Source organism: Paraclostridium benzoelyticum (assembly GCF_001006285.1).
In the GTDB taxonomy this organism is placed as follows: Bacteria; Bacillota; Clostridia; order Peptostreptococcales; family Peptostreptococcaceae; genus Paraclostridium; species Paraclostridium benzoelyticum.
The window spans coordinates 1-25,883 of sequence record NZ_LBBT01000141.1 but is presented as its reverse complement, the minus strand read 5'-3'; the positions used below and the strand labels follow the sequence as shown (position 1 = coordinate 25,883).

At 28.8% G+C, this 25,883-nt stretch carries 32 protein-coding genes; 25 read left to right on the top strand and 7 right to left on the bottom strand.

Annotation, left to right across the window (positions count from 1 at the left end; genetic code table 11):
• Positions 1-14 precede the first annotated feature (14 nt).
• Positions 15-713, top strand: a complete 699-nt coding sequence (yunB, locus tag VN21_RS06460) for a sporulation protein YunB (protein WP_046822548.1) — start codon at positions 15-17, stop codon at positions 711-713.
• 10 nt (positions 714-723) lie between these two features.
• Here the strand turns inward: yunB and VN21_RS06455 are convergent, their stop codons facing one another.
• Both VN21_RS06455 and VN21_RS06450 read right to left on the bottom strand, forming a co-directional pair.
• A complete protein-coding gene (locus VN21_RS06455; RefSeq protein ID WP_046822547.1) occupies positions 724-1,677 on the bottom strand; it encodes a SpoIVB peptidase S55 domain-containing protein in 954 nt (317 codons plus the stop codon).
• A gap of 160 nt (positions 1,678-1,837) precedes the next feature.
• Positions 1,838-2,164, bottom strand: a complete 327-nt coding sequence (locus VN21_RS06450; protein WP_046822546.1) for a hypothetical protein — start codon at positions 2,162-2,164, stop codon at positions 1,838-1,840.
• Positions 2,165-2,317: 153 nt separating this feature from the next.
• Here VN21_RS06450 and VN21_RS06445 point away from each other — a divergent pair, with 153 nt between their 5' ends.
• The 4 genes from VN21_RS06445 to VN21_RS06430 all read left to right on the top strand — a co-directional run bounded on the left by VN21_RS06445 (position 2,318) and on the right by VN21_RS06430 (position 6,278).
• Entirely contained in the window at positions 2,318-3,130 is an 813-nt protein-coding gene (locus VN21_RS06445) for an N-acetylmuramoyl-L-alanine amidase (protein WP_052951996.1), read from the top strand.
• Positions 3,131-3,226: 96 nt separating this feature from the next.
• Positions 3,227-3,937: a zinc dependent phospholipase C family protein gene (locus tag VN21_RS06440; RefSeq protein WP_046822545.1), complete on the top strand. Its 711-nt coding sequence runs from the start codon at positions 3,227-3,229 to the stop codon at positions 3,935-3,937.
• A gap of 131 nt (positions 3,938-4,068) precedes the next feature.
• Positions 4,069-5,619 (top strand): ABC-F family ATP-binding cassette domain-containing protein, encoded by a 1,551-nt coding sequence (locus VN21_RS06435; protein WP_046822544.1) that lies wholly within the window; start codon positions 4,069-4,071, stop codon positions 5,617-5,619.
• Between the two features lie 14 nt (positions 5,620-5,633).
• Complete coding sequence (locus tag VN21_RS06430) at positions 5,634-6,278, top strand: TIGR01906 family membrane protein (RefSeq protein WP_046822543.1); 645 nt, start codon at positions 5,634-5,636, stop codon at positions 6,276-6,278.
• A gap of 89 nt (positions 6,279-6,367) precedes the next feature.
• Here VN21_RS06430 and VN21_RS06425 read toward each other — a convergent pair whose 3' ends face one another.
• A complete protein-coding gene (locus VN21_RS06425) occupies positions 6,368-6,625 on the bottom strand; it encodes a cysteine-rich small domain-containing protein (protein ID WP_046822542.1) in 258 nt (85 codons plus the stop codon).
• 97 nt (positions 6,626-6,722) lie between these two features.
• On the opposite strand from VN21_RS06425, the gene hflX reads away from it, so the two are divergent.
• The 4 genes from hflX to VN21_RS06405 all read left to right on the top strand — a co-directional run bounded on the left by hflX (position 6,723) and on the right by VN21_RS06405 (position 9,959).
• Positions 6,723-8,006, top strand: a complete 1,284-nt coding sequence (gene hflX / locus VN21_RS06420; RefSeq protein WP_046822541.1) for a GTPase HflX — start codon at positions 6,723-6,725, stop codon at positions 8,004-8,006.
• 8 nt (positions 8,007-8,014) lie between these two features.
• Entirely contained in the window at positions 8,015-8,680 is a 666-nt protein-coding gene (locus tag VN21_RS06415; RefSeq protein ID WP_046822540.1) for a HEAT repeat domain-containing protein, read from the top strand.
• A 112-nt stretch (positions 8,681-8,792) separates the two neighbouring features.
• Complete coding sequence (locus VN21_RS06410) at positions 8,793-9,221, top strand: NUDIX domain-containing protein (RefSeq protein WP_046822539.1); 429 nt, start codon at positions 8,793-8,795, stop codon at positions 9,219-9,221.
• Positions 9,222-9,320: 99 nt separating this feature from the next.
• A complete protein-coding gene (locus VN21_RS06405) occupies positions 9,321-9,959 on the top strand; it encodes a YigZ family protein (RefSeq protein ID WP_046822538.1) in 639 nt (212 codons plus the stop codon).
• Between the two features lie 51 nt (positions 9,960-10,010).
• On the opposite strand, the gene VN21_RS06400 is transcribed toward VN21_RS06405, so the two are convergent.
• Both VN21_RS06400 and VN21_RS06395 read right to left on the bottom strand, forming a co-directional pair.
• Complete coding sequence (locus VN21_RS06400) at positions 10,011-10,388, bottom strand: sulfite exporter TauE/SafE family protein (protein ID WP_021428429.1); 378 nt, start codon at positions 10,386-10,388, stop codon at positions 10,011-10,013.
• The gene (locus VN21_RS06395) at positions 10,388-10,756 is read right to left on the bottom strand and encodes a sulfite exporter TauE/SafE family protein (protein WP_046822537.1); all 369 of its coding nucleotides are present in this window, start codon (positions 10,754-10,756) and stop codon (positions 10,388-10,390) included. The genes VN21_RS06400 and VN21_RS06395 overlap by 1 nt, the downstream gene beginning before the upstream one ends.
• A gap of 108 nt (positions 10,757-10,864) precedes the next feature.
• Here VN21_RS06395 and nadE point away from each other — a divergent pair, with 108 nt between their 5' ends.
• Both nadE and VN21_RS06385 read left to right on the top strand, forming a co-directional pair.
• Positions 10,865-11,620 (top strand): NAD(+) synthase, encoded by a 756-nt coding sequence (gene nadE / locus VN21_RS06390; protein WP_046822536.1) that lies wholly within the window; start codon positions 10,865-10,867, stop codon positions 11,618-11,620.
• A gap of 157 nt (positions 11,621-11,777) precedes the next feature.
• A complete protein-coding gene (locus VN21_RS06385; RefSeq protein WP_046822535.1) occupies positions 11,778-12,500 on the top strand; it encodes a YebC/PmpR family DNA-binding transcriptional regulator in 723 nt (240 codons plus the stop codon).
• Between the two features lie 35 nt (positions 12,501-12,535).
• On the opposite strand, the gene VN21_RS06380 is transcribed toward VN21_RS06385, so the two are convergent.
• Both VN21_RS06380 and VN21_RS06375 read right to left on the bottom strand, forming a co-directional pair.
• Positions 12,536-12,859, bottom strand: a complete 324-nt coding sequence (locus tag VN21_RS06380) for a DUF1540 domain-containing protein (RefSeq protein WP_046822534.1) — start codon at positions 12,857-12,859, stop codon at positions 12,536-12,538.
• A 100-nt stretch (positions 12,860-12,959) separates the two neighbouring features.
• On the bottom strand, positions 12,960-13,277 hold the full coding sequence (locus VN21_RS06375) for a hypothetical protein (RefSeq protein WP_046822533.1): 318 nt from the start codon (positions 13,275-13,277) through the stop codon (positions 12,960-12,962).
• 169 nt (positions 13,278-13,446) lie between these two features.
• Between VN21_RS06375 and VN21_RS06370 the strand changes: the two genes are divergently transcribed.
• The 14 genes from VN21_RS06370 to recJ all read left to right on the top strand — a co-directional run.
• Positions 13,447-14,046, top strand: coding sequence for a hypothetical protein (locus tag VN21_RS06370; RefSeq protein WP_046822532.1), 600 nt, complete (start codon positions 13,447-13,449; stop codon positions 14,044-14,046).
• A gap of 134 nt (positions 14,047-14,180) precedes the next feature.
• Positions 14,181-14,690: a crossover junction endodeoxyribonuclease RuvC gene (gene ruvC, locus VN21_RS06365; RefSeq protein ID WP_021428405.1), complete on the top strand. Its 510-nt coding sequence runs from the start codon at positions 14,181-14,183 to the stop codon at positions 14,688-14,690.
• Positions 14,683-15,285 (top strand): Holliday junction branch migration protein RuvA, encoded by a 603-nt coding sequence (gene ruvA / locus VN21_RS06360; RefSeq protein WP_046822531.1) that lies wholly within the window; start codon positions 14,683-14,685, stop codon positions 15,283-15,285. Before ruvC ends, ruvA begins: the two co-directional genes overlap by 8 nt.
• A 17-nt stretch (positions 15,286-15,302) precedes the next feature.
• Positions 15,303-16,316 carry a Holliday junction branch migration DNA helicase RuvB gene (gene ruvB / locus VN21_RS06355; protein ID WP_046822530.1) on the top strand — a complete coding sequence of 338 codons (1,014 nt, stop codon included), beginning with the start codon at positions 15,303-15,305 and terminating at the stop codon, positions 16,314-16,316.
• Positions 16,317-16,421: 105 nt separating this feature from the next.
• Complete coding sequence (queA, locus tag VN21_RS06350) at positions 16,422-17,447, top strand: tRNA preQ1(34) S-adenosylmethionine ribosyltransferase-isomerase QueA (RefSeq protein WP_046822529.1); 1,026 nt, start codon at positions 16,422-16,424, stop codon at positions 17,445-17,447.
• A 19-nt stretch (positions 17,448-17,466) separates the two neighbouring features.
• Complete coding sequence (locus VN21_RS06345; RefSeq protein WP_046822528.1) at positions 17,467-17,967, top strand: phosphate-starvation-inducible PsiE family protein; 501 nt, start codon at positions 17,467-17,469, stop codon at positions 17,965-17,967.
• A 19-nt stretch (positions 17,968-17,986) separates the two neighbouring features.
• On the top strand, positions 17,987-19,108 hold the full coding sequence (gene tgt, locus VN21_RS06340; RefSeq protein WP_021431777.1) for a tRNA guanosine(34) transglycosylase Tgt: 1,122 nt from the start codon (positions 17,987-17,989) through the stop codon (positions 19,106-19,108).
• A 78-nt stretch (positions 19,109-19,186) separates the two neighbouring features.
• Complete coding sequence (gene yajC / locus VN21_RS06335) at positions 19,187-19,453, top strand: preprotein translocase subunit YajC (RefSeq protein WP_046822527.1); 267 nt, start codon at positions 19,187-19,189, stop codon at positions 19,451-19,453.
• 64 nt (positions 19,454-19,517) lie between these two features.
• Positions 19,518-19,880 carry a TIGR04086 family membrane protein gene (locus VN21_RS06330; protein ID WP_021428396.1) on the top strand — a complete coding sequence of 121 codons (363 nt, stop codon included), beginning with the start codon at positions 19,518-19,520 and terminating at the stop codon, positions 19,878-19,880.
• Positions 19,881-19,947: 67 nt separating this feature from the next.
• Positions 19,948-20,091 carry a six-cysteine ranthipeptide SCIFF gene (gene scfA, locus VN21_RS18085; RefSeq protein ID WP_021122491.1) on the top strand — a complete coding sequence of 48 codons (144 nt, stop codon included), beginning with the start codon at positions 19,948-19,950 and terminating at the stop codon, positions 20,089-20,091.
• 141 nt (positions 20,092-20,232) lie between these two features.
• A complete protein-coding gene (gene scfB / locus VN21_RS06325; protein WP_084821973.1) occupies positions 20,233-21,606 on the top strand; it encodes a thioether cross-link-forming SCIFF peptide maturase in 1,374 nt (457 codons plus the stop codon).
• A gap of 5 nt (positions 21,607-21,611) precedes the next feature.
• On the top strand, positions 21,612-22,112 hold the full coding sequence (locus VN21_RS06320; protein WP_046822526.1) for a gamma carbonic anhydrase family protein: 501 nt from the start codon (positions 21,612-21,614) through the stop codon (positions 22,110-22,112).
• 85 nt (positions 22,113-22,197) lie between these two features.
• The gene (locus VN21_RS06315; RefSeq protein WP_046822525.1) at positions 22,198-23,862 is read left to right on the top strand and encodes an ABC1 kinase family protein; all 1,665 of its coding nucleotides are present in this window, start codon (positions 22,198-22,200) and stop codon (positions 23,860-23,862) included.
• 12 nt (positions 23,863-23,874) lie between these two features.
• On the top strand, positions 23,875-25,883 hold a 2,009-nt coding region (recJ, locus tag VN21_RS06310), incomplete at its 3' end, for a single-stranded-DNA-specific exonuclease RecJ (RefSeq protein WP_052951995.1).

Genomic DNA, 25,883 nt, shown 5'->3' with positions numbered 1-25,883 from the left:
AAGGGGGGCTTTTTATGAAAAAAATATTAGTTCAAAGAAGAAAACAAAAAATTAAAAAGAATATAATAATGTTTATAATAATTTTTTTAGTATCGACATTAATAGGAACATTTATATACATAGATAATAAATTAAGACCAACTATTACTGTTATAGCAGAAACAAAAGCAGAAGAACTTGCTAATAAATCTATAAATAAAGCTGTTGCAAGTGTTATAGATAACAGTGTTAAGTATGAAGATTTAATAAATGTAAAGACTGGAGAAAGCGGAAAGATAACAATGATGCAAGCAAATTCTATCGCTATGAATGAAATAGCTTCACAAGTTGCACTAGAAATACAGTCAGAAATGAAAAAAATTAAAACTACGTCAACATACATACCTATAGGAACTGCATTAGGAAGTCCACTTTTAGCAAAATATGGGCCTAAAATAAAAGTATCTATAGAACCTATAGGAAATGTATATGTAGACTTTGGGACTGATTTTGAGTCTTCAGGAATAAATCAAACAAGGCATAGAATTTACTTAAAAGCAAAAACACAAGTAAAAGTAGTAGTACCACTTACAACGTCTACTAAAGAAGTTAAAACTCAAATTCCTATATGTGAAACTGTAATTGTAGGTGATGTTCCACAAAGCTATGTAAATGTTCCAGAAAAAGATATAGTTAATGTTATTCCTAATAAAAATATAAATAAATCAAACTAAAAGAGGGAGATTATTCTCCCTCTAACATCCAACCTATATAGACTCCATATCCAGTAGCAGGATTATTTTCAATTGCATGTGATACTGCACCTATGATTTTATCATCTTGGACTATTGGAGTACCACTCATACCTTGAACTATACCTCCAGTTAACTGTAATAGTTCTTTATCTATAATTTCTATTTTAAAAGTTTTAGACTCAGGATTTCTTTGTTTCTTTATATTTAATATATTAATTTCATATTCTCTAGGTTCTCCATTTGAAGTTTGCAAAAGAATTGAAGCTTTTCCGGTTTTAACCTCTCCTAATTGAGCAATTTTATATTGTTTAAATTTAGATAAATCTAATTTATGGATGGTTCCTTTTATTCCAAAACTAGAGTTATCTTTAAAATCTCCTATAAATTCATTTTTTTCACCATTGATGCAACCTACTGTTCCTTTATATGATTTATCTATTGTTAAATTAGATGTTGAAGAGATATATCCATTTTTAATAGGTAAATTTTTATTAAATCCAACACTTATGGGATGAGCAACTGCTCCAAAATTATTATTCTGTGGATTTACATATGTTAAAGTAGCAAATCCAGATACTATATTATTGAAATTTATTTTTTCTAAAATTTCTTTATTAGTATCAATATCTATTTTTTCATTATTTCTTAATACTTGAACCTTGATATTTTCATTTTCTGATAATGTATTTAGCAAACTAGAAAAATCTGAATAATTTTTTATCTCATTATTATTTATTGATACTAATGAATCTCCTATTTTAAATGAAGAATCAGTAAAATTATTTCTAACCATAAGATATTGCAATTCAGCATCTATTTGCGTTATATTACCAATAGGTATTAAATAATTAGAATCATTTTTTGTTGTAGGTTCTGAATAAATAAATCCTATTGACAGAAAATATATTAAAAATGTTGTTAAAAAACATTTTTTAAGATTCATTAAAACACCTTCTTTCTGATAGAGTCTTTGATGATTAATGGTGCTTCTTTAATATTAGATTGTGCAGGATAAAAATTTTAATCCGTAGAAAACAGACACAATAAAACCATTGTTTTCAAAATATAAAAATAATCACCTAAAATTAAGTATTTTAGGTGATTTAAATTTTTTTATATTTTTTTACTTTTTTTCTTTTTTTTACTTTAGATTTTGATCGAGACCCACCTGTGGCTGGAACGGGAGGAACAAAGGTAATTTCTTCAGAAGAATTAGAATCTGAATCTGGAGTACAGCCTTCTTTAACTGCAGCTATTAGCGCAAGTTCATCTGAAAAAGTAGCAAAAAAACTGGCAAGTATATTTAAATCAGTTGCATCAACTTCTTCTGCAACAGCTATAGCTAAACTAGATGCTAAAACTATATAATCTACATACCCAAACCGACAAAGTCTTGGCTTATCATTGTTGCCTCTATTTACTTTAGACATATTAACCTCCAAAATACGTATATATAAAATATATATGAGACTATTTAAATACAAACAACTATAAAATAAATTAATTGTAATTATCATTAATTTACATAAAAACAAAGCCTATTGTTTAAATTATATATATACTTTAATAGAGAGGAGATAGACATGAAGAATTATAGACTTTTTATAGTTTCTATAATAGCTATAGGTGTCATATTTATAGGAACATCAAACCCTGCAAAAAATTTATATAAATCTACTAATTTTATAAGTAAAAACAATATAACTGAAAAAGAAAATAAAAAAGAAGATGAAAATAAAAGAGTTAAAAAGAATAGTGAATACACAATATGTATAGACCCAGGGCATCAAGAAAAAGGAGATCCTAATTTAGAGCCAGTGGCACCTGGATCAAGTTCTAAAAAAGCTAGAGTTTCATCCGGAGCAACTGGAATAGCAACTAAAAAACCTGAATATAAGCTAAATCTAGAGGCATCAATAGTTTTAAAGCATATTTTAGAGAATAAAGGTTATAATGTTGTAATGACAAGAGAGCGCCATGATGTAAATATAAGTAATGCAGAAAGAGCTATATTAGCTAATAATAAAAATGCAGATATGGTTATAAGAGTTCACGCAGATAGTTTAGATAATTCTGGAAAAACTGGTGCATCTATTTTGATTCCTCAAAAAGATGGACAATACACATCTAAAATTTTTGAAGATAGTAATAAGTGTGCATTATATATAAAAAATGCATTAGTGAAAGAAAACATACAGGTAAATGGAATATTTGAAAGAAATGATTTAACTGGATTTAATTGGTCTAAAGTTCCTGTAGTACTGATAGAAATGGGATTTATGAGCAATTATAATGAAGACTTAATGATGTCTAACCCTGAATATCAAAGAAAAATGATGCAAAGTGTAGCAGATGGATTAGAAACATACTTAAAAGATACAGAAAATAAGAATTAAAAATAAATATAAAGGTTAACAAATATTAAAAAAAGTAATATATTGTTAATATCGAAATAAAATTTAGGTTGTAAATTCAACTATCAGGTGATTACGATGAGAAAAAGAATAGAAAATGTTTATGGAAAAGCTCTAACAGGAACTTTTAAAGTAGTAAATCCCGTAAAAAAAAGTATAATAACTACAGATTGTGAAGTTCACATTTTTATACAAACAAATGCATTAGAAATATTGAAAAATGAAGGACACATTACACAATATAAATTTTTTAAAGCATATTTGCCTCAAATAAACAAAGGCTTAATATGGGCAGATCAGGATTTTAAAAGTTATCATCACTTTTACAATCCATATGTAAAAAGAGGAAAGTTTGGATATGAAGAAAATGCATTTACTTTAATAAATAAGTATTATAATAAAGCTTTAAAGTTTTTTGCTTTAGATAAATTTGAACTTAGCTTATTTTATTTTGGAGCATCATGCCATGTACTTCAAGATTTAACTATACCTCAACATGCTAAAGGGAAGCTTTTAGACAATCATAGGCAATTTGAAGTGTATATAAAAAATAATTATATGTCTATACCAAGATTAAGAGCAAAAGATGGAATGATTCAAAAAAATAGTGTAGAAGAATATATCAATTATAATGCGACACAAGCTATGAACTATGATAAAATGTATGAAAATGTAAATGATTTAAAAAATAAGTTTTATATGTTATCAACTAAATGCTTACCATTAGCGCAAAAAACAACAGCTGGATTTTTGACAATGTTTTTTGATGATATATTTAGCAATGAATAAAGCCCTCTTGTAAGAGGGCTTTATTCATTGCTAAATATATGGTAAAATACATGAAAATATTTGTATTACTTGATTAGATTAAGAAAAGAAGATATTATGTTATAGATAATAAAATTAGAAGAGGTGTTTAGATGCTAGTTGTTGAAAATGTTAGCCATGGATTTGGTGGAAGAACTATACTTGAAAATGTGTCGTTTAGACTTAGAAAGGGCGAACACATTGCTCTTATAGGAGCGAATGGAGAAGGAAAATCTACATTTTTAAATATAATAACAAAAAAACTTATGCCAGATGCTGGAAATATAAAATGGTCATCGAGGGTAACGGTAGGGTACTTAGACCAACATACAGTATTAACAAAAGGAAAATCAATAAGAGAAGTTTTAAGAGATGCTTTTAAACCTATGTTTGACTTAGAACAAGAAATGATATCTATGTATGATAAAATGGGTGAAGCTGACGAAGATGAAATGACAAAGTTAATGGAAGGTACTGCAGAAATTCAAACTATTTTAGAAAATAGTGGTTTTTATATGATTGATGCAAAAATACAAGAAATTGCTAATGGATTAGGTCTTGGGGAAATAGGTTTAGATAAAGATGTAACTGATTTAAGTGGAGGTCAAAGAACTAAGGTTTTACTGACAAAACTACTTTTAGAGAACCCTGTAATACTTATATTAGACGAGCCTACTAACTATTTAGACGTAGAACATATAGCTTGGTTAACAAGATATTTACAAGAATATGAAAATAGTTTTATATTAGTATCACACGATGTACCGTTTATAAATGACACATGTAATGTAATTTACCATATGGAAAATGGAGAACTTAATAGATACAAAGGAAACTATGATGAGTTCGAAAGACTTAGAGATATAAAGAAAAGACAAGAAGAACAAGCTTATGAAAAGCAAATAGAAGAAAGAAAGAGATTAGAAGACTTTGTTGCTAGAAATAAGGCTAGAGTTGCAACTCGTGGTATGGCAAATAGTAGACAAAAACAACTTGATAAAATGGAAATTTTAGAAAGACCAAAGGAGAAGATAAAGCCTACATTCAAGTTTAACGAGTCAAGAGCTTCTAGTAGATTTGTATTCACAACTGAAGATTTAGTATTAGGGTATGATGAAGCACTAACAAAACCTCTTAACTTTACATTAGAGAGAAATCAAAAGATTGCTTTAAGAGGTATGAATGGTATAGGAAAGTCTACTCTTTTAAAAACTCTTTTAGGAATAATAAAGCCTTTTGATGGAAAAGTTGAGTTAGGTGATTATCTAGAAGTTGGATATTTTGAGCAAGAAAGTTCAAGAGAAAATAGTAACACTCCAATGGATGAAATATGGGCAGAATACCCAGGTCTTACTAATTTTGAAGTGAGACAATCATTATCTAAGTGTGGACTTACAAACGATCATATAACAAGCCAAATGAGAGTTTTAAGTGGAGGAGAAGCAGCTAAAGTAAGGTTATGTAAGTTAATGTTAAAGCAAATAAACTTTTTAGTTTTAGATGAGCCTACAAATCATTTAGATGTAGAAGCTAAAGATGAACTAAAAAAAGCTATAAGAGAATTTAAAGGAACTGTACTTTTAGTATCGCATGAGCCTGAATTCTATGAAGATATAGTAGATGATGTATGGAATATAGAGGATTTCACAACTAAAATAGTATAATATAGGGTAATAATATGAATAGAATTTTAAGTTTTTTAATATCACTGGTATTAAGCTTATTTATAATAACTTCAGTTATTAGTTTTACTGTTAAATTTAAACAAATATATTATTTTGATATAAACTATTTGAATATTCCTATATTAAGTGATATGAATGAAGAAGAGATAAAGCTAAATTATGATTACTTAATAGACTATAATACTAGTAATGAAAAAATGAATTTTAAATTGCCGACATTAGAGTCATCGACACAAGGTACAATTCACTTTGAAGAAGTTCGAAATATATTTCAAAACTTAGCTATAATAAATAAAATAACTTTAATATTAGTTGTGATAGGCGCATATATATGTTTTAAATGCAAAAACTTAGATATATTAAAATATAGTGCATGGACATTGATAACACTGCCTATTTTAATAGCTATCCCAATTATTATAAATTTTGAAAAAAGTTTTGAGATGTTTCATAAATTATTTTTCAATAATGATTATTGGATATTTGACTCGACAATAGATCCCGTAATAAATATGTTACCTGCAGAATTTTTCCTTCATGAAGGAATTTTGATATTAGGAATTATATTTTCTATAAGTATATTAATGTTATTTATTTATAAAAAAACAATAAAAAATTTGCGTCGCTCATGTCGCTAAGAATCTTATAGAAAGTATATTAAAAAAGTACTTCTTAAGTGTAAAAAGGAGTGGTAGTTACCACTCCTTTAAAAATATATTTACTTAGGTTACTTTTTACCTAAGTTTAGTATATCTCCTATTTTGCTCATTATGTAATCATGACTTTTCTTGTTGTGAGGAACTAGACAAGAAGAACAATCCTTTATTCCATCATCTGTGTATTTAAAGTTACCACCACATTCATCTTTTAAAGCATATAAAGGACAATAGCAAAATAGACAATTGAAATTATCGGGATTACTTACTTTATGACAAGGAAAGTATTCACATTTATCATTTCTAAAAAATTTATAATTCTCAGACATACTTGTACCTCCTAATTATTTAGAGTTTTAATATAATTATACTAAAAAATTACAATAGTGGTATAATAAAAAAAAGTACATTAAATGAGGTGTTTCAATGGATAAAATAGTAGAAAAAGCATTGTTAGTAGGATTAAATATAACTACTAATGTAAAGAAAGTTGATGATATAGATATTAATGAATCTATGGAAGAATTAAAAGAACTTGCAAAAGCTGCTGGAGCAGAAGTTGTAGGGAGTATAATTCAAAATAGACCAGCTAGAGAGGCTGCTTTTTATATAGGAAAAGGAAAAGTAGAAGAGATAAGAGCTTATTGTGAATCTCTAGATGCTACAGTTGTTATATTCAATGATGAATTATCTGGAGCCCAAATAAGAAATATAGAAGAATTAGTTCAGAGAAAAGTAATAGACAGAACAACTTTAATATTGGATATATTTGCACAAAGAGCTTTAAGTAAAGAAGGTAAATTACAAGTTGAGTTGGCTCAGTTAAAATACAGAATGCCTAGACTGTATGGTATGGGTGGAGAAATGAGTAGAACTGGTGCAGGTATTGGAACAAGAGGGCCAGGAGAACAAAAATTAGAAGTTGATAAAAGACATATCTTAAATAAAATGGCAGATATAAGGCAAGAACTTAGAGATGTTAAGAAAAACAGAGATACGCAAAGGGCACAAAGATTAAAGTCTAATATACCTATTGTTGCATTAGTAGGATATACAAATGCAGGGAAATCTACACTGCTAAATGAGCTTATCAAAACACATAAAGATTATAGTGTTGAAAAAGAAGTTTTATCAAAAGATATGCTATTTGCAACTTTAGATGTAACTCTAAGAAAAGCATTACTTCCTAATAAAAGAGAATTTTTAGTTGTAGATACAGTAGGATTCGTAAGTAAATTACCACATGATTTAGTTGAAGCATTTAAAGCTACATTAGAAGAAGTACATTATGCAGACTTAATAGTGCATGTAGTAGATGCTACTAACGATAGTTTTGAAATACAAGAAAATACAACTAAAAATGTTTTAAAAGAATTAGATGCAAATGATAAGCCAACAATAATGGCCTATAATAAAATTGATAAATTAGACCTTGATATTTATCCTAAAAATCAAGAAAATACAGTATATATATCTGCTAAGCAAGGTATTAATATGGATAAATTGATAGATATGATACAAAATGCCTTAATGGAAAATACGTATAAAGTAAACTTATTGCTTCCATATGATAAAGGTGACATATTTAATAAATTAAAAAATAAATACAATATTGAAAAATTTGAGTATGTGGAAAATGGAATAGAGTTAACTGTCGACTTAGATGAAGAAGATTACAATATTTATAAAAGCTATATAATAAATGAGTAGGTAGTTATATGAATATATCTTGGGATAATATAGAAAATTTAGAAGATCACTTTATAACGTATCTTCTATACAAAGAATCTAAGACAGTATCTCAAATAAGTAAGATAAGAAATATTGAAGTTCAAGAAATAAATGAACAATTAATAAAGGCAAAAATAGAAATAAAATCTTTAATGAAAAGTAAAATAGAATCATCTAAAGATATTTTGGATAAGTTTTTAGAGCTAGGTAAGGATGAAAGAATAGACTTGATGAATTCTTTAAATGATGAAAAATTATTAGATTTTAAGAGAAAAATATACAAAAGAATTATGACAGAGAAAAATGCAGAAGATCTTATGATTTTAATATGGGCAACTGGGGAATTGAATGATGAAAGATTTTTAAAAATTCTACATCAGTTTACAAATCATAGACATTCTGATGTAAGAAGAATAACATATTCAGCTCTTAGAAAAATATCATCTGTAGATAGTAGGGAAATTTTTCATAAAGGGCTTTATGATTCGAATGCTCAAACCAGACAATACTGCGCTAAGGCACTTGCTAATGTAGGAAATGAAGAGAGTTTATGTATTTTACAAAAGCTCAAAGATAAAAATAATTTTGAAAAAAATTATGTAATTAGAGCGTATGAAGACACTATAAATCAATTAGAAAAAACTCCTCAATAGATAACATAAACAATATAAATTTAACATATAATGGAGTAACAAAAGAAATTACTAAAGTAGTGTAACTCCACATCTTGGTGTGAAAATATGGTTTAGTAGGGGGAGTCTAATTATGATACTAAGACGTTGTGCAGGTGGTATAGTATTTTATGCAAACAAAGTATTAATAGTAAAAAACGACAAAGGTGAATGGACTATTCCTAAAGGAAAAATAAGCGAGAATGATATCGCTAGTGAAGTAGCTCCACAAAAGGTTAAAGACGAAGTTGAGGTTGAGGCTAAAGTACTAGATATGGCAGGAGATACTATGTATGAATTTTACTCAAAAACTAGACATCAAAAAGTATGTAACGCTATAATGTGGTACATAATGGAGAGCGACAACACTGAGTACAACATTAATGATGAAGATATTACAGAAGCTGGTTTTTTTAAGGTTAAAGATGCTTTAGATATGTTAGCTCATAACAAAGAAAAATCTCTTGTAGAAATTTCTTACAGAAAATTTAAAGATTTAAAAAAGAATAGTACGAATAATTAAAGGTTTAATTATTCGTACTTAAATTATAGAACAGGGCATTTGCCTTGTTCTATTTATGTATACTATAATTAGTACATAAACAAGCTAAGGAGGAAGTAGATGTATAAAACACTGCATGAATTTGGTACGGATGAAATCACAATAGAGAAATCTACATTTATTGGATATGCTAAGCCTATAAAAACAGAAGAAGAAGCTGTTGAATTTATAAATGAAATAAAGAAAAAACATAAAGATGCAAGACATAATGTTTGGGCATATACTGTAGGGAAAAGCATGAATATACAAAGATATAGTGACGATGGCGAGCCACAGGGAACCGCAGGTATACCTACATTAGAAGTTATAAAAAAAGAAGATTTGAGAGATGTTGTAGTTGTTGTGACTAGATACTTTGGAGGAATAAAGTTAGGGGCAGGAGGACTTGTTAGAGCATATACAAAAGGTGCTAAAATAGGTCTTGAAGCAGGAAAAATAATAGAAAAAATAATGTATCAAGAAGTTAAAATAAAAATAGATTATAATCAACTTGGCAAAGTCCAAAATGAAATAATGAATATGGGATACTTTATAAAAGACACTATTTACGAAGATAATGTAGAGATAATAGTATATTCAAGAGCAAATGAAAAAGAAGCTATTATAGAAAGAATTAATGATATAACAAGTGCTACAGCACAGATAAATCTAGGAGAAGAGTTCTATTTATCAGAAAAAGATGGACAAGTGGTAGTATAAAAAATAATGCCCAAAGTTAATTTTATAAAAATTAAACCTTGGGCTATTTTGTTATTTTTCACATTTATTTTTATTTGGATTAAAAATACCTTTTTTAACTTCTAAAACTCCTATTACAAGTAAAAAAACTCCAAAAACTTTTTTTAAAACTTCTGATGATAGGTATGTTGCTAGAAAAGATCCAAATATAGCTCCTAAAATACCAAATGAGGCTATTGGTATTACTAATTTTAAAATAACCTTTTTATTTTTTATATGTATCAATAAAGCGAATATAGTCATAGGTATGGATGAAAGTAAATTTATACTTTGAGCTATTTTAGGATCAATATTTGCAAATAATATTAATGCAGGAATTAATATTGTACCTCCACCCATACCCATACCACCTATTATTCCAGAAAAAAATCCAAGTAAAACAAGAAACATTAAAACACCATCCTTAATGCAGCTATGATCATTATAGATCCAAAAGATATTCTTAAAAATCTTCCAGTCAATTTACAAAGTATTTTAGCGCCAACAATACCTCCAACAATACTTCCTATAGCTACTTTAAGCGTTGTATTTAAATCATACGTACCTTGAGAAACATATATAAATGAACTTGTAGTTGTTAGAAACAATATTATTGCAAGTGCTGTAGCGTGAGACTTATGTTCTTCTACTTTTAAAATGTTATTTAAAATAGGAACTAAAAGCGTTCCACCACCAGACCCAAAAACGCCATTTATAAAGCCTGTGATTAAACCTATAAATGAATTTTTAATATTGAAATTTAAAAATTTTTTTTCCATAATATCACCTTCTTGAATTATTTTTAACATAAAGCATAAATTATATTTAATTAAAATAAAAATATCTGATATAATTGGGTTATCCATAAAATGTAAGGAGGAAGTGTAATGACAGATATAAATTTTAAAATAGATAAAACAGTAGATTGGTTAAGAGAAAAAGTAAAAGAATCAAATACTAATGGTTTAATAGTAGGTGTGTCTGGAGGTATAGATTCTGCAGTAGTTGCTTACCTTATAAAAAAAGCTTTTCCAAAAGATTCAATGGGTGTAATTATGAGTATAAAAAGTAATCCTCAAGATAGATTAGATGCACTTAAAGTAATAGATGGTTGTGAAATAGAACATTTAGATTTAGATTTAACTGATGAACAAGTTGGAATATACAATAAAGTTACTGATGGTTTAAAAAATAAGGGGCTTTATAAAGAAAAAAATGATAGAATGAGTGATGCTAACTTAAGAGCTAGAATAAGAATGAGTACAGTATATACAGTTGCAAATAATTTAGGTTATTTAGTTGTGGGAACTGATAATGCAGCAGAAATTCACACAGGTTATTTCACTAAGTATGGAGATGGAGGCGTTGATTTAGTTCCTCTAGCAAACCTAACGAAAAGAGAAGTATATGAGTGGGCAAAAGCTTTAGGTGTTCATGATGACATTATAAATAAAGCTCCATCAGCTGGGCTTTGGGAAGGTCAAACTGATGAAAATGAAATGGGTACAACTTATGACATGATAGATGCTGTTGTAAAAGGAGAAATGAAAAAGGTTCCTCAAAAAGACCAAGATATAATAGCAAGACTTCATAGAATTAGTGAACATAAAAGACATACAGCAGCAGCACCGCCTAAGTTCTAATTTACTAAATTAATGTTTTATGCTAAAATTACGGTGTATATATAGTATAACTTACAAAATATTCATATATTAAAGTTATATTACGTATTAAATATCCTTATATAAAATATAAGCATAACGCAACTTTATTTTAATTTACATAGCAAGGAGTGGAATTATGGGACGTATAGGAAACATAATCAACAAAAAAGGTAAACAAGACGCTAAGAGAGCAAAAATATTTACAAAACATGCAAGAGCTATAGCGGTTGCAGCTAAAGAAGGTGGAGGAAATCCGGAATACAATGCAACACTAAAAGCAGCAATAGATAAAGCTAAAGCAGACAATATGCCTAATGATAATATAGATAGAGCTATAGCTAAAGGTGCTGGTGGTGGAGCCAACGAAAACTTTGAAACTATAGTTTATGAAGGGTACGGACCAGGCGGAGTTGCAGTAATAGTAGAAACTTTAACTGACAACAAAAACAGAACGGCAGGAAATGTTAGATATTACTTCGATAAAAATGGTGGAAACTTAGGAACTAGTGGATGTGTTTCATTTATGTTTGATAGAAAAGGTCAAATATTAATAGAAGCAACTGATGATGTATCTGAAGAAGAGTTAATGGATGTAGCATTAGAAGCTGGAGCTGAAGATTTAATAGTTGAAGAAGATGGGTTTGAAGTAGTAACTTCTCCAGAAGACTTCCAAGCTGTTAGAGACGAATTAGAAGCTAAAGGATATAACTTTATATCAGCAGAAGTTAAATTATTACCACAAACAACTACTAAATTAACAGAAGAAGAGCAATTAAAGTTCATGAATAGATTAGTAGATATGCTAGAAGATGATGATGATGTTCAAAATATAGCTCATAACTGGGAGATAGAAGAATAATAAAAAAAAGGAGATATAAATATCTCCTTTTTTTATTATTTACATTTAAAACTTGAACAACTTGTTTCAGAGTAAAGATTAGGTCTACCAGTATCAGGACAGACATCAATAGATTCTAAAGTACACAGGTTGTTTGAATTATGTGAACAAGTGTCTACTTTACAGAAAAGGCAAGAGCAAGCTCCCCTACCGTTAGTATTGTTAGTAAGCTCACTATAAACTGCATTTTCTAAAAATGATGCACATGCTGTATGTTCTTTTGTTTGAGCTGAACTTCCTTGAATATTAACTCTATCTGCATAACATAAACCTTTACTATTATGAGAACAGTTATTAACACTACATTTAATTTTATCCATAATAAATCCTCCTAAAATAGTATTTATTAAAATTATCTCCAAAAGGATTTATAGATATACTTTATAAAAAAAGGCAATATAAACTTTCAAAGTCACATAACTAATTATTTGAATCAAATAATTTATTGAAGTTTGATATATTCATTAGTATTTTTGAGATTAAGATTGAACTTTCTGGATAAGTTTTTAGTTTAGGTATTAAATCATATAAGCCTGATTCAAAGCTCTTGAAGTCAAAATTATATCCATTTTCTAAATAATATTCAAAATTTTTCACATAATCTCTAATAGATAAAAATTCGTATAAATTTAGCTCTGCAAATATAGTAGCTTTATGAGCAGGATGTTTTAATAATAAAACTTTTTGCTTAAATTCAATAAATTCAATTCTTGATAGTAATTCATTATCGATACTCAATCTTTTCACCTCCATCAAAAATCATATTTATAAAGTATAATATGAAAATTTATCAATAAATGAGACTAGGGAGAGAAAAATATTTAAAATAAAATATGATAATAAATGTAAAAAATGTATAAAAACTAAACAATTGGAAAAAATATCCGATATAAGGAGGTTGTTTTTAATGTTCGAAAAGAAAAAAGAATTTCCTTGGCGAATACCAATTGTTATAATTTTAGGCATAGTAGTTCTCGCTGGAGGGATTTATGTAGGATTTAAATCAACAAATGAAGATATTTCTAAAAAGAGCAATTCAGAGCAAAAGAAAGAAGAGACAACAGCTAAAGAAATTTTTAATTTAAGTGAAGATTGTGAAATTTGGGTAGAAAAGACACTTGAAGACGGCACACCTAGCAAAGAAGCTCCAATAATGATCGGTACGATACCGAAAGATTTAGTTGGAAAATCAAAAGAAGATATAACTAAGTACTTATCAACTAAATATCCTAATAGAAGCATAAAAAAACTAGATACATATGAAATTACTTTACAAGAAAGAGAAACATTTAATGATGCTAGTAAGGCTAATCAATTTGCTATAGTTGATAATAAAGGTTTATTAAATGTTTACAAGTACAATGAAAAAGGCGATAGAGAATTTATAGAAAATACAGAAATTGAAACGGAGTCTTTACCTAAAAAAGTTCAAGAAGAAGTTAAATCCGGAATATTTGCAAAATCGCAAGATGAAATTTATTCAAAATTAGAAGACTTTGGAAGTTGAAAAAATATAAACTCATAACCAATACTACAAAGAGATGAAAGGGAAACTTTTCATCTCTTTATAGTTTATAGCTAAATATGTTATTATATATTAATATAGAACGTAAGTTTCGTAAAAAGGAGTTATTTCAAAATATGATTATTTTAGGTATAGATCCAGGAATTGCTATTGTTGGTTATGGAATTATAGAATATAAAAATAATAAGTTCAGAGTTATTGACTATGGAGCGGTTACTACTCCAGCACACATGGATATATTAAGAAGATTAGAGCTTGTATATAAAGGAATAGATATGCTTATAAAAAATTATAATATTGACGAAGTTGGAATTGAAGAGTTGTTCTTTAATAAAAATGTAAAAACAGCTATAACTGTAGCACAAGCGAGAGGAGTTACAATGCTTGCCTGTGCACATAACAATATACCTGTATATGAATATACTCCTCTTCAAGTTAAACAAGGAGTAGTTGGATACGGTAGGGCTCAGAAAGCTCAAGTCCAACAAATGGTTAAGTCATTTTTAAACTTAAAGGCTATACCAAAACCAGATGATGTAGCAGATGCATTAGCAGTTGCAATATGCCATTGTCATTCAAATAAATTAGAAAAAACATTAAAGAACATAGGGGGGCAATATGTATAGTTATATAAAAGGTAAAATAGAAGAAATAAACTTAGATAGTTTAGTAATAGAGGCGAATTACATTGGATATAAAGTAAATGTATCAGCAAATACTTTGGCAGATGTAAAATTAGGAAAAGAATGTAAAATTCATACTAAGCTAATTGTTAGAGAAGATGACATGAGTTTATGTGGGTTTTCAACAAAAGAAGAATTAAAAATGTTTGAGTTATTAAATTCAGTTTCTAAAATAGGACCTAAGGTAGCTTTAGGAATTTTATCTTTTGCTACACCGAAACAAATAGGTGCATATATAGTTAGTGAAGATGTAGCTAAAATGTCAAAGGCCCCAGGGGTTGGAAAAAAAACTGCTGAAAGAATTATATTAGAACTAAAAGATAAAATTGATAAAAATAACATAGAGTTTGAGCCTACACTTCTTAGCCAAATGCCAATAGCTATATCACAAGATGAAGCAGTTGATGCACTTATTGCATTAGGTTATTCATCTCAAGAATCTAAAGATGCAGTTGATAAATGTAAAAAAGATGGAATGAATACAGAGGATATAATAAAAAAATCGTTAAGTTATATTATGAGTAAATCTCTTAGATAGAGGGGGAAATTTGAAATATGTTTGAAGATGAAAATAGAATTATAACATCATCGATGCAAAATGAAGATGTAGACATAGAAAATAATTTAAGGCCAAAGAGTCTAGATGATTATTTAGGTCAAAATAAGGCAAAGGAATTATTAAAAATATTTATAGAGGCAGCAAAAGCTAGGAATGAGCAGTTGGACCATGTTTTACTGTATGGACCACCAGGTCTTGGAAAAACAACACTTGCATCTATAATAGCTAGTGAGATGGGGGTTAATCTTAGAATAACGTCAGGACCTGCAATAGAAAGAGCTGGAGATTTAGCAGCTATACTTACAAACTTAAATGAAAATGATGTTTTATTTATAGATGAGGTTCATAGAATAAGTAGAACAGTTGAAGAAGTTTTATACTCTGCAATGGAAGATTATTGTTTAGATATAATTATAGGTAAAGGTCCATCTGCAAGAAGTATACGACTTGATTTGCCTAAATTCACATTAATTGGAGCGACTACAAAAGCAGGTATGCTAACTAATCCATTAAGAGATAGATTTGGGGTTATATGTAAACTAGATTATTATACAGTTGAAGAACTTGCTCAAATCGTAATAAGGTCATCTTCTATTTTAGGAGCTGAAATTCAAATAGGAGGAGCAACAGAGATTGCAAGAAGATCTAGAGGAACTCCAAGAATTGCAAATAGATTGTTAAAAAGAGTTAGAGACTATGCACAAGTTAGAGCAGATGGGAATATAACTGATGAAGTTGCAAATGACGCTTTAGAATTATTAGGAGTAGATAGTTTAGGACTTGACTATGTTGATGAAAAATTACTGTGTACAATAATTGAAAAGTTTAAGGGAGGACCAGTAGGATTGGATACATTGGCAGCATCTATTGGCGAAGACAGAAACACTATTGAGGATGTATATGAGCCATATTTACTTCAATTAGGATTTATAAATAGAGGGCCTAGAGGAAGAATTGCTATGCCGCTTGCATATGAACACTTAAATATTCCATATCCAAAAGAAAAATAGAAAAAAATAATTTATATAGTATTTAATAATAGGATTAATGATAGAAAAAAATTATTTTTTTTGTTATGATGTAATTTGTACTAAAAAATAGAAAGGACGTTAAAATTGAAAACAAGTGATTTTTACTTTGACCTACCAGAAGAATTAATAGCTCAAACACCGTTACAAGATAGATCAAACTCTAGACTTATGATTTTAGATAGAAAAACGGGAGACGTTGAGCACAAAATATTTAAAGATGTTATAGATTATTTAAATCCAGGAGACTGTTTAGTTCTTAATAATACTAGAGTTATACCAGCTAGACTTATAGGAGAAAAAGTTGATACTGGAGGTAAAATAGAATTTCTTTTATTAAAAAGAACAGAAAAAGATGTATGGCAAGCTTTAGTAAAACCAGGAAAAAGAGCTAAAGTAGGAACGAAATTTTCTTTCGGAAATGGAAAACTTATAGGAGAGGTTGTAGGCCTTGCAGAGGAAGGCTCTAGATTAGTTAAATTTTACTATGAAGGAATATTTGAAGAAGTACTAGATGAATTAGGAAATATGCCGCTACCTCCATATATAACAGAAAGATTAGAAGAAAGAGAAAGATATCAAACTGTATATTCAAAACATAATGGATCTGCAGCTGCGCCTACAGCAGGGCTTCATTTTACTAATGAATTGCTTGAAAGTATAAAAGCAAAAGGAGTAGATATAGCTTTTGTAACATTACATGTAGGGCTTGGAACTTTTAGACCTGTAAAAGTTGATGATGTGTTAGAACATGAAATGCACTCTGAATATTATATAGTGGATAAAGAAGCTTCTGAAAAAATAAATAAAGCGAAAAAGAATGGAAATAAAGTTATATGCGTTGGAACTACTAGTTGTAGAACTGTAGAATCAGCAAGCAACGAAAATGGAGAAATTATAGAGTCTAGTGGATGGACTAATATATTTATATATCCAGGATATAAATTTAAGATAGTAGATAGACTAATAACGAATTTCCATTTACCAGAATCAACTTTAATAATGTTAGTAAGTGCATTGGTTTCAAAAGACGCTGTTTTAAATGCATACAACACAGCAGTTAAAGAAAAATACAGATTCTTTAGTTTTGGAGATGCGATGATAATTAAATAAATTATCGAGGGGGGATAATATGAAAAAACTAGCTGAAAAAAGTTTAGCACTTAAAATTGCATATATATTTGAATCACTACTAGCCATGGTTGTGCTGCTTGCAGTATTTCTAGGAACAATAGATGTGTTAAGAATGATATGGCATTCTTATATTGTGGAATACCAAACTCCAGTACAATATGCTCAATTTAATGATTTGTTAGGACAAATATTACTTTTAGTTATAGGTGTAGAGTTAGTAGTAATGTTGTCATTACATATCCCAGGGGCACTAATTGAAGTCCTATTGTATGCAATAGCTAGAAAATTACTGTTATTGCCTAAGAGTGAGGGTATGTTAGAATTATTACTTGGAATTATGGCTATAGCTGGGTTATTTGCAATAAGAAAGTATTTGCTAACTGATGATAATAGCACAATGAATGTAACCAGTATTCACTATGAAGAATGCGAAGATGGAGACTGTGAGTGCCATAAACGAAACTTAGAAAAAGTTTTAGAAAATGAAAATAAACAATAGATAAATAAGGAGAGTTATAATGAGTGCAGTAAGATATGAACTTATAAAAACTTGTAAGCAAAGTGGAGCAAGATTAGGAAGATTACATACTCCTCATGGAGTAATAGAAACACCGATATTTATGCCAGTTGGGACTCAAGCAACTGTAAAATCGATGACACCAGAAGAATTAAAAGAAATAGGTTCTCAAATTATTTTAAGTAACACGTATCACCTATATATGAGACCTGGACATGATTTAGTTAAAGAAGCTGGAGGGCTTCATAAATTTATGAACTGGGATAAGCCTATTCTTACTGATAGTGGAGGATTCCAAGTATTTAGTTTAGGGCCACTTAGAAAGATAACTGAAGAAGGTGTTCACTTTAGATCTCACATAGATGGATCAAAACATTTTATAAGTCCAGAAAAAGCTATGGAAATACAAAATGCATTAGGGTCAGATATAATGATGGCATTTGATGAGTGTGCTCCATATCCAGCTGATAGAGATTATGTGAAAAATTCTTTAGAAAGAACTACTAGATGGTTAGAAAGATGTAAAGAAGCTCATAAAAATACAGAAAATCAAGCTCTATTTGGAATAATCCAAGGAGGAATGTATAAAGATTTAAGAGAACAATCAGCAAGAGAAGTGTTAGCTTTAGACTTACCAGGATATGCTGTTGGAGGATTAAGTGTAGGAGAACCAAAAGATCTTATGTATGAAGTTTTAGATTACACAGTACCTCTAATGCCTGAAGACAAACCAAGATATCTAATGGGAGTAGGCAGTCCTGATGATTTAATCGAAGGGGTTATAAGAGGAATAGACATGTTTGACTGTGTATTACCTACTCGTATAGCTAGAAATGGTACAGCTATGACAAGTGAAGGTAAAGTAGTTGTTAGAAATGCAAAATATGCAAGAGATTTCGGTCCATTAGACCCAAATTGTGATTGCTATTGCTGTAGAAACTATACAAGAGCATATATAAGACATTTAGTTAAAGCTAATGAAATATTAGCTGCTAGACTTATAACTACTCATAACTTACATTTCTTACTAGATTTAATGAAACAGGTAAGACAAGCTATAATGGAAGATAGACTATTAGATTTTAGAAAAGAATTTTTCCAAAAATATGGCTATGAATTATAATTATTTTAAGTTATAATAATTATTATATAAAACTAAATTGAAGAGTTTTGAGAATATATTATAAAAGGAGTGGGATAAATGCCTCAAGCAGTAGTAGGAATACTTATGTGGGTTGTGTTTTTTGCAATTTTTTATTTCTTCTTAATAAGACCACAAAAGAAAAAAGACAAACAACTTAAAGAAATGAGAGAAAGCTTAGAAGTAGGTTCTAAGGTTGTGACAATAGGTGGTATAGTAGCTACTGTAGCTAAAGTTGAAGAAGATGTTGTTATATTAGAAATAGGGCCTAGTAGAACAAAAGTACCATTTGAAAAATGGGCTATAGCTTCTACAGAATCAAAATAAAACGATATTAGTAATTACAAAGCCTTTCCTTGAATATATTTTATATGAGAGGGGAGGTTTTTTTATGGAAAAATCAAATAGCATATTTAAAGGACTAGGATATGCTTACATAATAACATTAATTTGTTTACTAACTTACAATGGACTACTTACTTTTACTAATATGTCAGGAGATAGCATAGCTATGGCGGCTTCTGTTATAACTACAGCTTCTGCTGCATTTGGAGGATTTTATGCATCTAAAAAAATAAAAGAAAAAGGGCTATTATATGGTATATTAGTTGGACTACTTTACATAGTGTGTTTAATGGTAGTTGTATTTTTAGCAAAAGATTCTTTTGTTTTCGAGATTACATCTATATATAAAGTATTATTGACATCACTTGCAGGTGGGATTGGAGGCGTTTTAGGGGTAAACTTTAAATAAATTTCCACTTATGTAAAATTTATGATATAATCAATAAAGGTTTATATAAGGATAGGAGGTAGTTTCAATGGAAAAGAAGCATATAAAAACTTTATCTAAAGCTACTTTAAAAGAAAGTGCGGCAAAAGGTGGATGTGGAGAATGTCAAACATCTTGTCAATCTGCTTGTAAAACTTCTTGTACAGTTGCAAATCAAGAGTGCGAAAGATAGTAAATATATTAAAAAAGAAAAAGCAGCTAATTTAGCTGCTTTTTTTGAGTGAAATTTAATCAATTTGATAGAAAAGATAAATAGTACATAATTACATTTATATGATAATATATAGATATAAACAAACTAGGAGGGACCACAATGGATATGATACATAAATTTTCGATGCACGGATATAATATAGTTTTAGATGTAAATGGTGGAGCTGTTCATGTTGTTGATGAAGTTGCATACAATCTATTAGACCACTATAAAGAGAAATCTCTAGGAGATATAATAAAATTATTAAGTGATACTTATACGGAAGATCAAATAAAAGAAGCTTACAACGAAATAAAAACATTAGAAGAAGAAGGTTTGTTGTACACAGAAGATACATACAATCATCACCCTAATTTTATAGATAGAAAAAAAGTAGTAAAAGCTTTATGCTTACATGTGGCTCATGATTGTAACTTAAAATGTAAGTACTGTTTTGCTGCGCAAGGAGACTTTGGTGGAGCTAAAGAATTAATGAGTTATGAAGTAGGTAAAAAAGCAATAGATTACTTAATAGCTAATTCTGGAAATAGAAGAAACTTAGAAATAGATTTCTTTGGTGGAGAGCCTCTAATGAATTTCGAAGTTGTAAAACAACTTGTTGAATACGGAAGAAGCATAGAAAAAGAAAATAATAAAAATATAAGATTTACAATAACTACAAATGGAATATTATTAGATGATGAAAAAATAGATTACATAAACAAACATATGCATAATGTAGTTTTAAGTTTAGATGGAAGAAAAGATGTTAATGATAGAATGAGACCTACCTTAAATGATAAAGGTAGCTATGATATAATAATGCCTAAGTTTAAAAAATTAGTTGAAAGCAGACCTAAAGATAAATATTACTACATAAGAGGAACTTTCACTAGAGACAATTTAGATTTCTCTGAAGATGTACTTCATTTTGCTGATGAGGGATTTGAATTAACATCTGTAGAGCCTGTTGTAGATGATGAAAGTAATCCGTTTGCACTTAGAGAAGAAGATTTAGAAACAGTATTTAACGAATATGAAAAACTAGCAGTTAAATATTCTGATAGATTATTAAATGGAGACAAGTTTAAGTTCTTCCACTTTATGATAGATTTAAATCAAGGACCTTGTGTAATAAAGAGAATAACTGGATGTGGAGCAGGGAATGAATATTTAGCTATAACTCCTGAGGGAGATATGTATCCATGCCATCAATTTGTTGGAAAAGAAGAATTTAAATTAGCTAATATAAATGATGAAGAAATAGTAATACCTAGAGAATTAACAGATAAATTCAAAAATGCTCATGTGTACAGTAAAGAAGATTGTAAAAAGTGTTGGAATAAATTCTACTGTTCAGGAGGATGTCATGCAAATGCTATGAACTTTAATGGTGATGTGATGAAACCTTATGAACTAGGATGTGAAATGCAAAAGAAACGTACAGAGTGTTCTATAATGATACAAGCAAGATTAATGATAGAAGGGAAATAGTTTAAATGATTAAGGGGTATAAAGGAAATAATCCTGTAATCGATAGTAGTGTTTTTATAGCTGAATCAGCAGATATAATAGGAAATGTTACTATAGGAAAAAATTCTAATGTATGGTATAACGTAGTTATAAGAGGTGACGAAAATAATATAGTTATAGGTGAAAATACTAATATACAGGATGGAACTGTTATACATATAGAGTATAACAAAGAGACTATAATAGGAAATAACGTAACTGTTGGTCACAAAGCTCTTATACACGGATGTACAATAGGAGATAATACTTTAATAGGAATGGGATCTATAATACTAGGTGGTGTTGAAATTGGAGAATACACTTTAGTAGCTGCTGGAAGTCTGATTCCACCTAACAAGAAAATACCATCTGGAGTGCTTGTAAAAGGAGCTCCAGCAAAAGTTGTAAGAGAACTTACAGAAGAAGAAAAACAAAATCTTGTTAATTCTGCATTAAAATATGTAGAAACTGCAAATAATTATAAGTAGAGATGAAAAAAGGGGCAATATAATAATATTGTCCTTTCTTCTCTTATAAAACAAAACTACTTAAACTGAGACTAGGGTGTGAAAAATGAAGGTAAGTTATAGACATTTAAAAAGATATAAAGAAATAGTCCATATACTTTTAAAATATGGATTTAGTATTATTGTTGAGAAACTTAATATAGAAGGAGTAGCTTATAAAATTCCTATAACAAATCCACCAGCAGAAATAAAAAATATGACTACAGGTGAACGATTGAGAAAGACATTTGAAGAATTAGGTCCTACATATGTAAAATTAGGACAGATATTAAGCACTAGAAAAGATTTATTAGATCAAAGTATTATAAGTGAATTGATAAAACTAAGAGATAATGTGGAAGTGTTTGATACTGAAATAGCTATGAGTATATTAAAAGAAGAGCTTAGTATACCCATAGATAAAATTTTCGAAGAGTTTAATGAGACACCTATAGCAGCCGCATCGCTAGGGCAAGTTTATGAAGCAAAATTAATTAGTGGAGAAAATGTAATAGTAAAAATTCAAAGACCTAATGTTGAACAATTGATAAAATCGGACATAGAGATTTTAAAGTCTATTGCATCTGCTCTAACGGACATAAAGAAAGATTTAAATATAGATGCACAAGGTATAGTTGAAGACTTTGAGACTCAAATTTTAAGAGAGTTAGACTATAACTTTGAAGCTATAAATGCTGTTAAATTCCAAAATATGTTTTCAAATACAAATGAAGTTTATATACCTAAAGTGTTTATGGATTATACAACTCAAAAAGTCTTGGTATTAGAAAAAATAGTTGGAGTTAAGCTTAGTGACGTAAATAAAATGAAGAAGTTAGGCTGGGATACGGAAAAAATAAGTGAAATAGGAATTAGATCTTTATTCAAACAAATTTTTGAATATGGATTTTTCCATGCAGATCCACATCCAGGAAATATATTTGTTATAAATGAAAATTGTATAGCGTATATAGATTTTGGTATGATTGGAATTATTGATAAGAAGATGTTAAATACATTAAATTCAATAACACTTGCAGCTGTAGATAGAAATATAGATAGAATAATATACTTACTGATGGAATTGGATGTAATATCTTATGAGACTAACTTAACTGGATTAAGGCAAGATTTACTGTATTTAATGCATTATTATTATGATGTACCAATAGATAAATTAAATCTGGGAGATATATTAAATGAAGTATTTAGATTTTGTAGAACATACAAGGCTGCACTTCCACCTCAATTGGTATTGTTAGGAAAAGCTCTTATTACTTTAGAGGGAACGGCTAGAGAATTAAATCCTAATTTCTCAATAACTGTTGCAGGCAAATCATTTATGAAGTATTACTATTTAAATAGATTAAATCCTGAAAATTTAATAAAAGAATCAAAACAAAGTGCTCAAGAAGCCATTGCAGATATAAGGATAATTCCTAGACAAGTAAAATCTATTTTAAGAAATATAGAAAAAAATAATATTAAAATTCATATTGAAGATGTCAAATTCTCTAAATTAGAAAAAATAATAACAGATTTGGCAACTCAATTGTCTCTAAGTTTAGTTTTAGCGGCACTATTAGTTGGGTCATCTTTAATAATAGCTTCACCAAATGTAAATAGCAGTTGGTGGGTTAAAGTGCTTGCTTTTTCAGGGTTTGTAGTTTCTTTTTTAGTAGGAATACTTTTAGTTGTTAAGATAATAAGATCACAATATATAAAAAAATAGGGGGAGATATACATGTTTAACAAAAAATGGACACTTAAGTACAAAGGCAGCATAAAAGAATATGATTTAGGTAAAAAAATGAAGATTTCCCCGGAAATAGGGCAAATTTTAAAAAATAGAGGTATTAAAAATGAAGAAGATGCTGAAATTTTTATAAATCCGTCATTAGATTACTTAAGAGACCCATTTTTAATGAAAGATATGAAAAAAGCTGTAGATAGAATAAAATATGCTATGGAAAATAATCAAAATATATGGATATATGGAGATTACGACGTTGATGGAGTATCATCTACATCTATATTATGTATATATTTCGACTCTATAGGATACCCAGTTAAATACTATATACCAAATAGATTAGAAGAAGGATACGGTATAAATGAAGATGCAATAAGGATACTGAAGGAACAAGAGTGTGATTTAATAATAAGTGTAGATTGCGGAATAACGTCTGTAAAAGAAGTTGAATTGGCGAATGAATTGGGTATAGATATTATAATAACAGACCATCATGAAGTACAAGATAAAATACCAGATGCGTATGCAGTCATAAATCCTAAACAAAAAGATTGTAACTATCCATTTGATATGTTATGTGGTTGTGGAGTAGCATTCAAAATTATACAAGCATTAACTCCTGAAGATGAGTTTAAAACCTCTATGTACAAGTACCTAGAGATAGTAACTTTAGCAACTATATGTGATATAGTACCTTTGGTGGATGAGAACAGAATAATTGTAAAAAATGGCTTAAAGCTTATGAAAGATGGAGAAAATATAGGTCTAAGAGAACTTATAAATGTTTGTGGCATTGAAACAGATAAAATAGGTTCATCACATATAGGATTTTCTATAGGACCTAGAATTAATGCTTCTGGTAGATTAGGATATTCATATTTAGGTGTTGAATTATTTACAACTAAATCAAAAGAAGAAGCTATGGAAATAGCTAGTCTATTAGAAGAAAAGAATAATGAAAGACAAATGATAGAAGCTAAAATGTATCAAGAAGCAGAAGATATAATTTTAAATGACAAAAACTATAATTCAGATAAAGTATTAGTAATAGCTAAAGAAGGATGGCAACATGGAGTTATAGGTATAGTTGCATCTAAATTGACAGAAAAGTATTATAAGCCAACAATACTTTTAACTATTGAAGATGGAGAAGCTACTGGGTCTGCTAGATCTATAAAAGGATTTAGTATATTCGATACTTTAGTTAATTGCTCAGAGTTACTAAATAAATTTGGTGGACATGAACAAGCAGCAGGTCTATCAATGGATTCTAAAAATATAGAAACTTTAAGAAGAAAAGTTAATGAAATTGCAAATTATCAACTTACAGAAGATGATATGGTAGAAAATATATCTGTAGAGTTTGAATTAAATGAAGGTTCTATAGATTTTAATTTAATAGAAGAACTTCATAGTTTAGAGCCTTTTGGAATGAGTAATCCGAGTCCTAGATTTATAATGAGAGACTTAGAAATAAGAGGTATCTTTAGACTAGGAAAAGACAAGAACCACTTAAAGTTAAACTTAGAAAAAGATAGCGTATATGAATGTATAGGATTTAATATGGCATATATGTCAGAGAAGTTTGACATAGGAGATAAGGTTGACGTATTATTCCAATTGGATGAAAATAACTATATGGGAAATAGGAAAATACAATTTTTACTAAAAGATATAAGGATGGCATATCCAAAAGATATTGGCAAAAACATAGAAAGTATAAACTTATTTAGAAATATTAAACCTTGCTTGGATTCAAATAATAAAATTTTAAATTATGGAAAAGTTAATATAGATGGATGCAAAGATATAAATGTATTTGACTATATAAATGAAAAAAGTTTAGTAATTGCAAATTCAGTAAATGGATTTTTTAAAGCATTATCAGATATATCACTTACTGAATATGAATTTGACATAAATTACAATATTATAGAGAATATAAACAACAAAGTTCAACTTATATTCTTTCCCTATATTGATAAAATAGATTTAAAAAG

What these genes read in the sequence shown, in the direction of transcription:
- VN21_RS06440 (WP_046822545.1), top strand. Translation starts at nt 3,227, where the DNA reads ATGAGAAAAAGAATAGAAAATGTTTATGGAAAAGCTCTAACAGGAACT.
- VN21_RS06315 (WP_046822525.1), top strand. Translation starts at nt 22,198, where the DNA reads ATGAAGGTAAGTTATAGACATTTAAAAAGATATAAAGAAATAGTCCAT.
- VN21_RS06385 (WP_046822535.1), top strand. Translation starts at nt 11,778, where the DNA reads ATGGGACGTATAGGAAACATAATCAACAAAAAAGGTAAACAAGACGCT.
- yunB (WP_046822548.1), top strand. Translation starts at nt 15, where the DNA reads ATGAAAAAAATATTAGTTCAAAGAAGAAAACAAAAAATTAAAAAGAAT.
- VN21_RS06455 (WP_046822547.1), bottom strand. Translation starts at nt 1,677, where the DNA reads ATGAATCTTAAAAAATGTTTTTTAACAACATTTTTAATATATTTTCTG.
- VN21_RS06395 (WP_046822537.1), bottom strand. Translation starts at nt 10,756, where the DNA reads ATGGAAAAAAAATTTTTAAATTTCAATATTAAAAATTCATTTATAGGT.
- hflX (WP_046822541.1), top strand. Translation starts at nt 6,723, where the DNA reads ATGGATAAAATAGTAGAAAAAGCATTGTTAGTAGGATTAAATATAACT.
- ruvB (WP_046822530.1), top strand. Translation starts at nt 15,303, where the DNA reads ATGTTTGAAGATGAAAATAGAATTATAACATCATCGATGCAAAATGAA.
- VN21_RS06425 (WP_046822542.1), bottom strand. Translation starts at nt 6,625, where the DNA reads ATGTCTGAGAATTATAAATTTTTTAGAAATGATAAATGTGAATACTTT.
- ruvC (WP_021428405.1), top strand. Translation starts at nt 14,181, where the DNA reads ATGATTATTTTAGGTATAGATCCAGGAATTGCTATTGTTGGTTATGGA.
- yajC (WP_046822527.1), top strand. Translation starts at nt 19,187, where the DNA reads ATGCCTCAAGCAGTAGTAGGAATACTTATGTGGGTTGTGTTTTTTGCA.
- VN21_RS06380 (WP_046822534.1), bottom strand. Translation starts at nt 12,859, where the DNA reads ATGGATAAAATTAAATGTAGTGTTAATAACTGTTCTCATAATAGTAAA.
- VN21_RS06435 (WP_046822544.1), top strand. Translation starts at nt 4,069, where the DNA reads ATGCTAGTTGTTGAAAATGTTAGCCATGGATTTGGTGGAAGAACTATA.
- VN21_RS06320 (WP_046822526.1), top strand. Translation starts at nt 21,612, where the DNA reads ATGATTAAGGGGTATAAAGGAAATAATCCTGTAATCGATAGTAGTGTT.
- VN21_RS06370 (WP_046822532.1), top strand. Translation starts at nt 13,447, where the DNA reads ATGTTCGAAAAGAAAAAAGAATTTCCTTGGCGAATACCAATTGTTATA.
- tgt (WP_021431777.1), top strand. Translation starts at nt 17,987, where the DNA reads ATGAGTGCAGTAAGATATGAACTTATAAAAACTTGTAAGCAAAGTGGA.
- VN21_RS06450 (WP_046822546.1), bottom strand. Translation starts at nt 2,164, where the DNA reads ATGTCTAAAGTAAATAGAGGCAACAATGATAAGCCAAGACTTTGTCGG.
- VN21_RS06405 (WP_046822538.1), top strand. Translation starts at nt 9,321, where the DNA reads ATGTATAAAACACTGCATGAATTTGGTACGGATGAAATCACAATAGAG.
- VN21_RS06330 (WP_021428396.1), top strand. Translation starts at nt 19,518, where the DNA reads ATGGAAAAATCAAATAGCATATTTAAAGGACTAGGATATGCTTACATA.
- VN21_RS06410 (WP_046822539.1), top strand. Translation starts at nt 8,793, where the DNA reads ATGATACTAAGACGTTGTGCAGGTGGTATAGTATTTTATGCAAACAAA.
- VN21_RS06345 (WP_046822528.1), top strand. Translation starts at nt 17,467, where the DNA reads ATGAAAAAACTAGCTGAAAAAAGTTTAGCACTTAAAATTGCATATATA.
- VN21_RS06445 (WP_052951996.1), top strand. Translation starts at nt 2,318, where the DNA reads ATGAAGAATTATAGACTTTTTATAGTTTCTATAATAGCTATAGGTGTC.
- ruvA (WP_046822531.1), top strand. Translation starts at nt 14,683, where the DNA reads ATGTATAGTTATATAAAAGGTAAAATAGAAGAAATAAACTTAGATAGT.
- scfB (WP_084821973.1), top strand. Translation starts at nt 20,233, where the DNA reads ATGGATATGATACATAAATTTTCGATGCACGGATATAATATAGTTTTA.
- VN21_RS06430 (WP_046822543.1), top strand. Translation starts at nt 5,634, where the DNA reads ATGAATAGAATTTTAAGTTTTTTAATATCACTGGTATTAAGCTTATTT.
- nadE (WP_046822536.1), top strand. Translation starts at nt 10,865, where the DNA reads ATGACAGATATAAATTTTAAAATAGATAAAACAGTAGATTGGTTAAGA.
- scfA (WP_021122491.1), top strand. Translation starts at nt 19,948, where the DNA reads ATGGAAAAGAAGCATATAAAAACTTTATCTAAAGCTACTTTAAAAGAA.
- VN21_RS06415 (WP_046822540.1), top strand. Translation starts at nt 8,015, where the DNA reads ATGAATATATCTTGGGATAATATAGAAAATTTAGAAGATCACTTTATA.
- VN21_RS06400 (WP_021428429.1), bottom strand. Translation starts at nt 10,388, where the DNA reads ATGTTTCTTGTTTTACTTGGATTTTTTTCTGGAATAATAGGTGGTATG.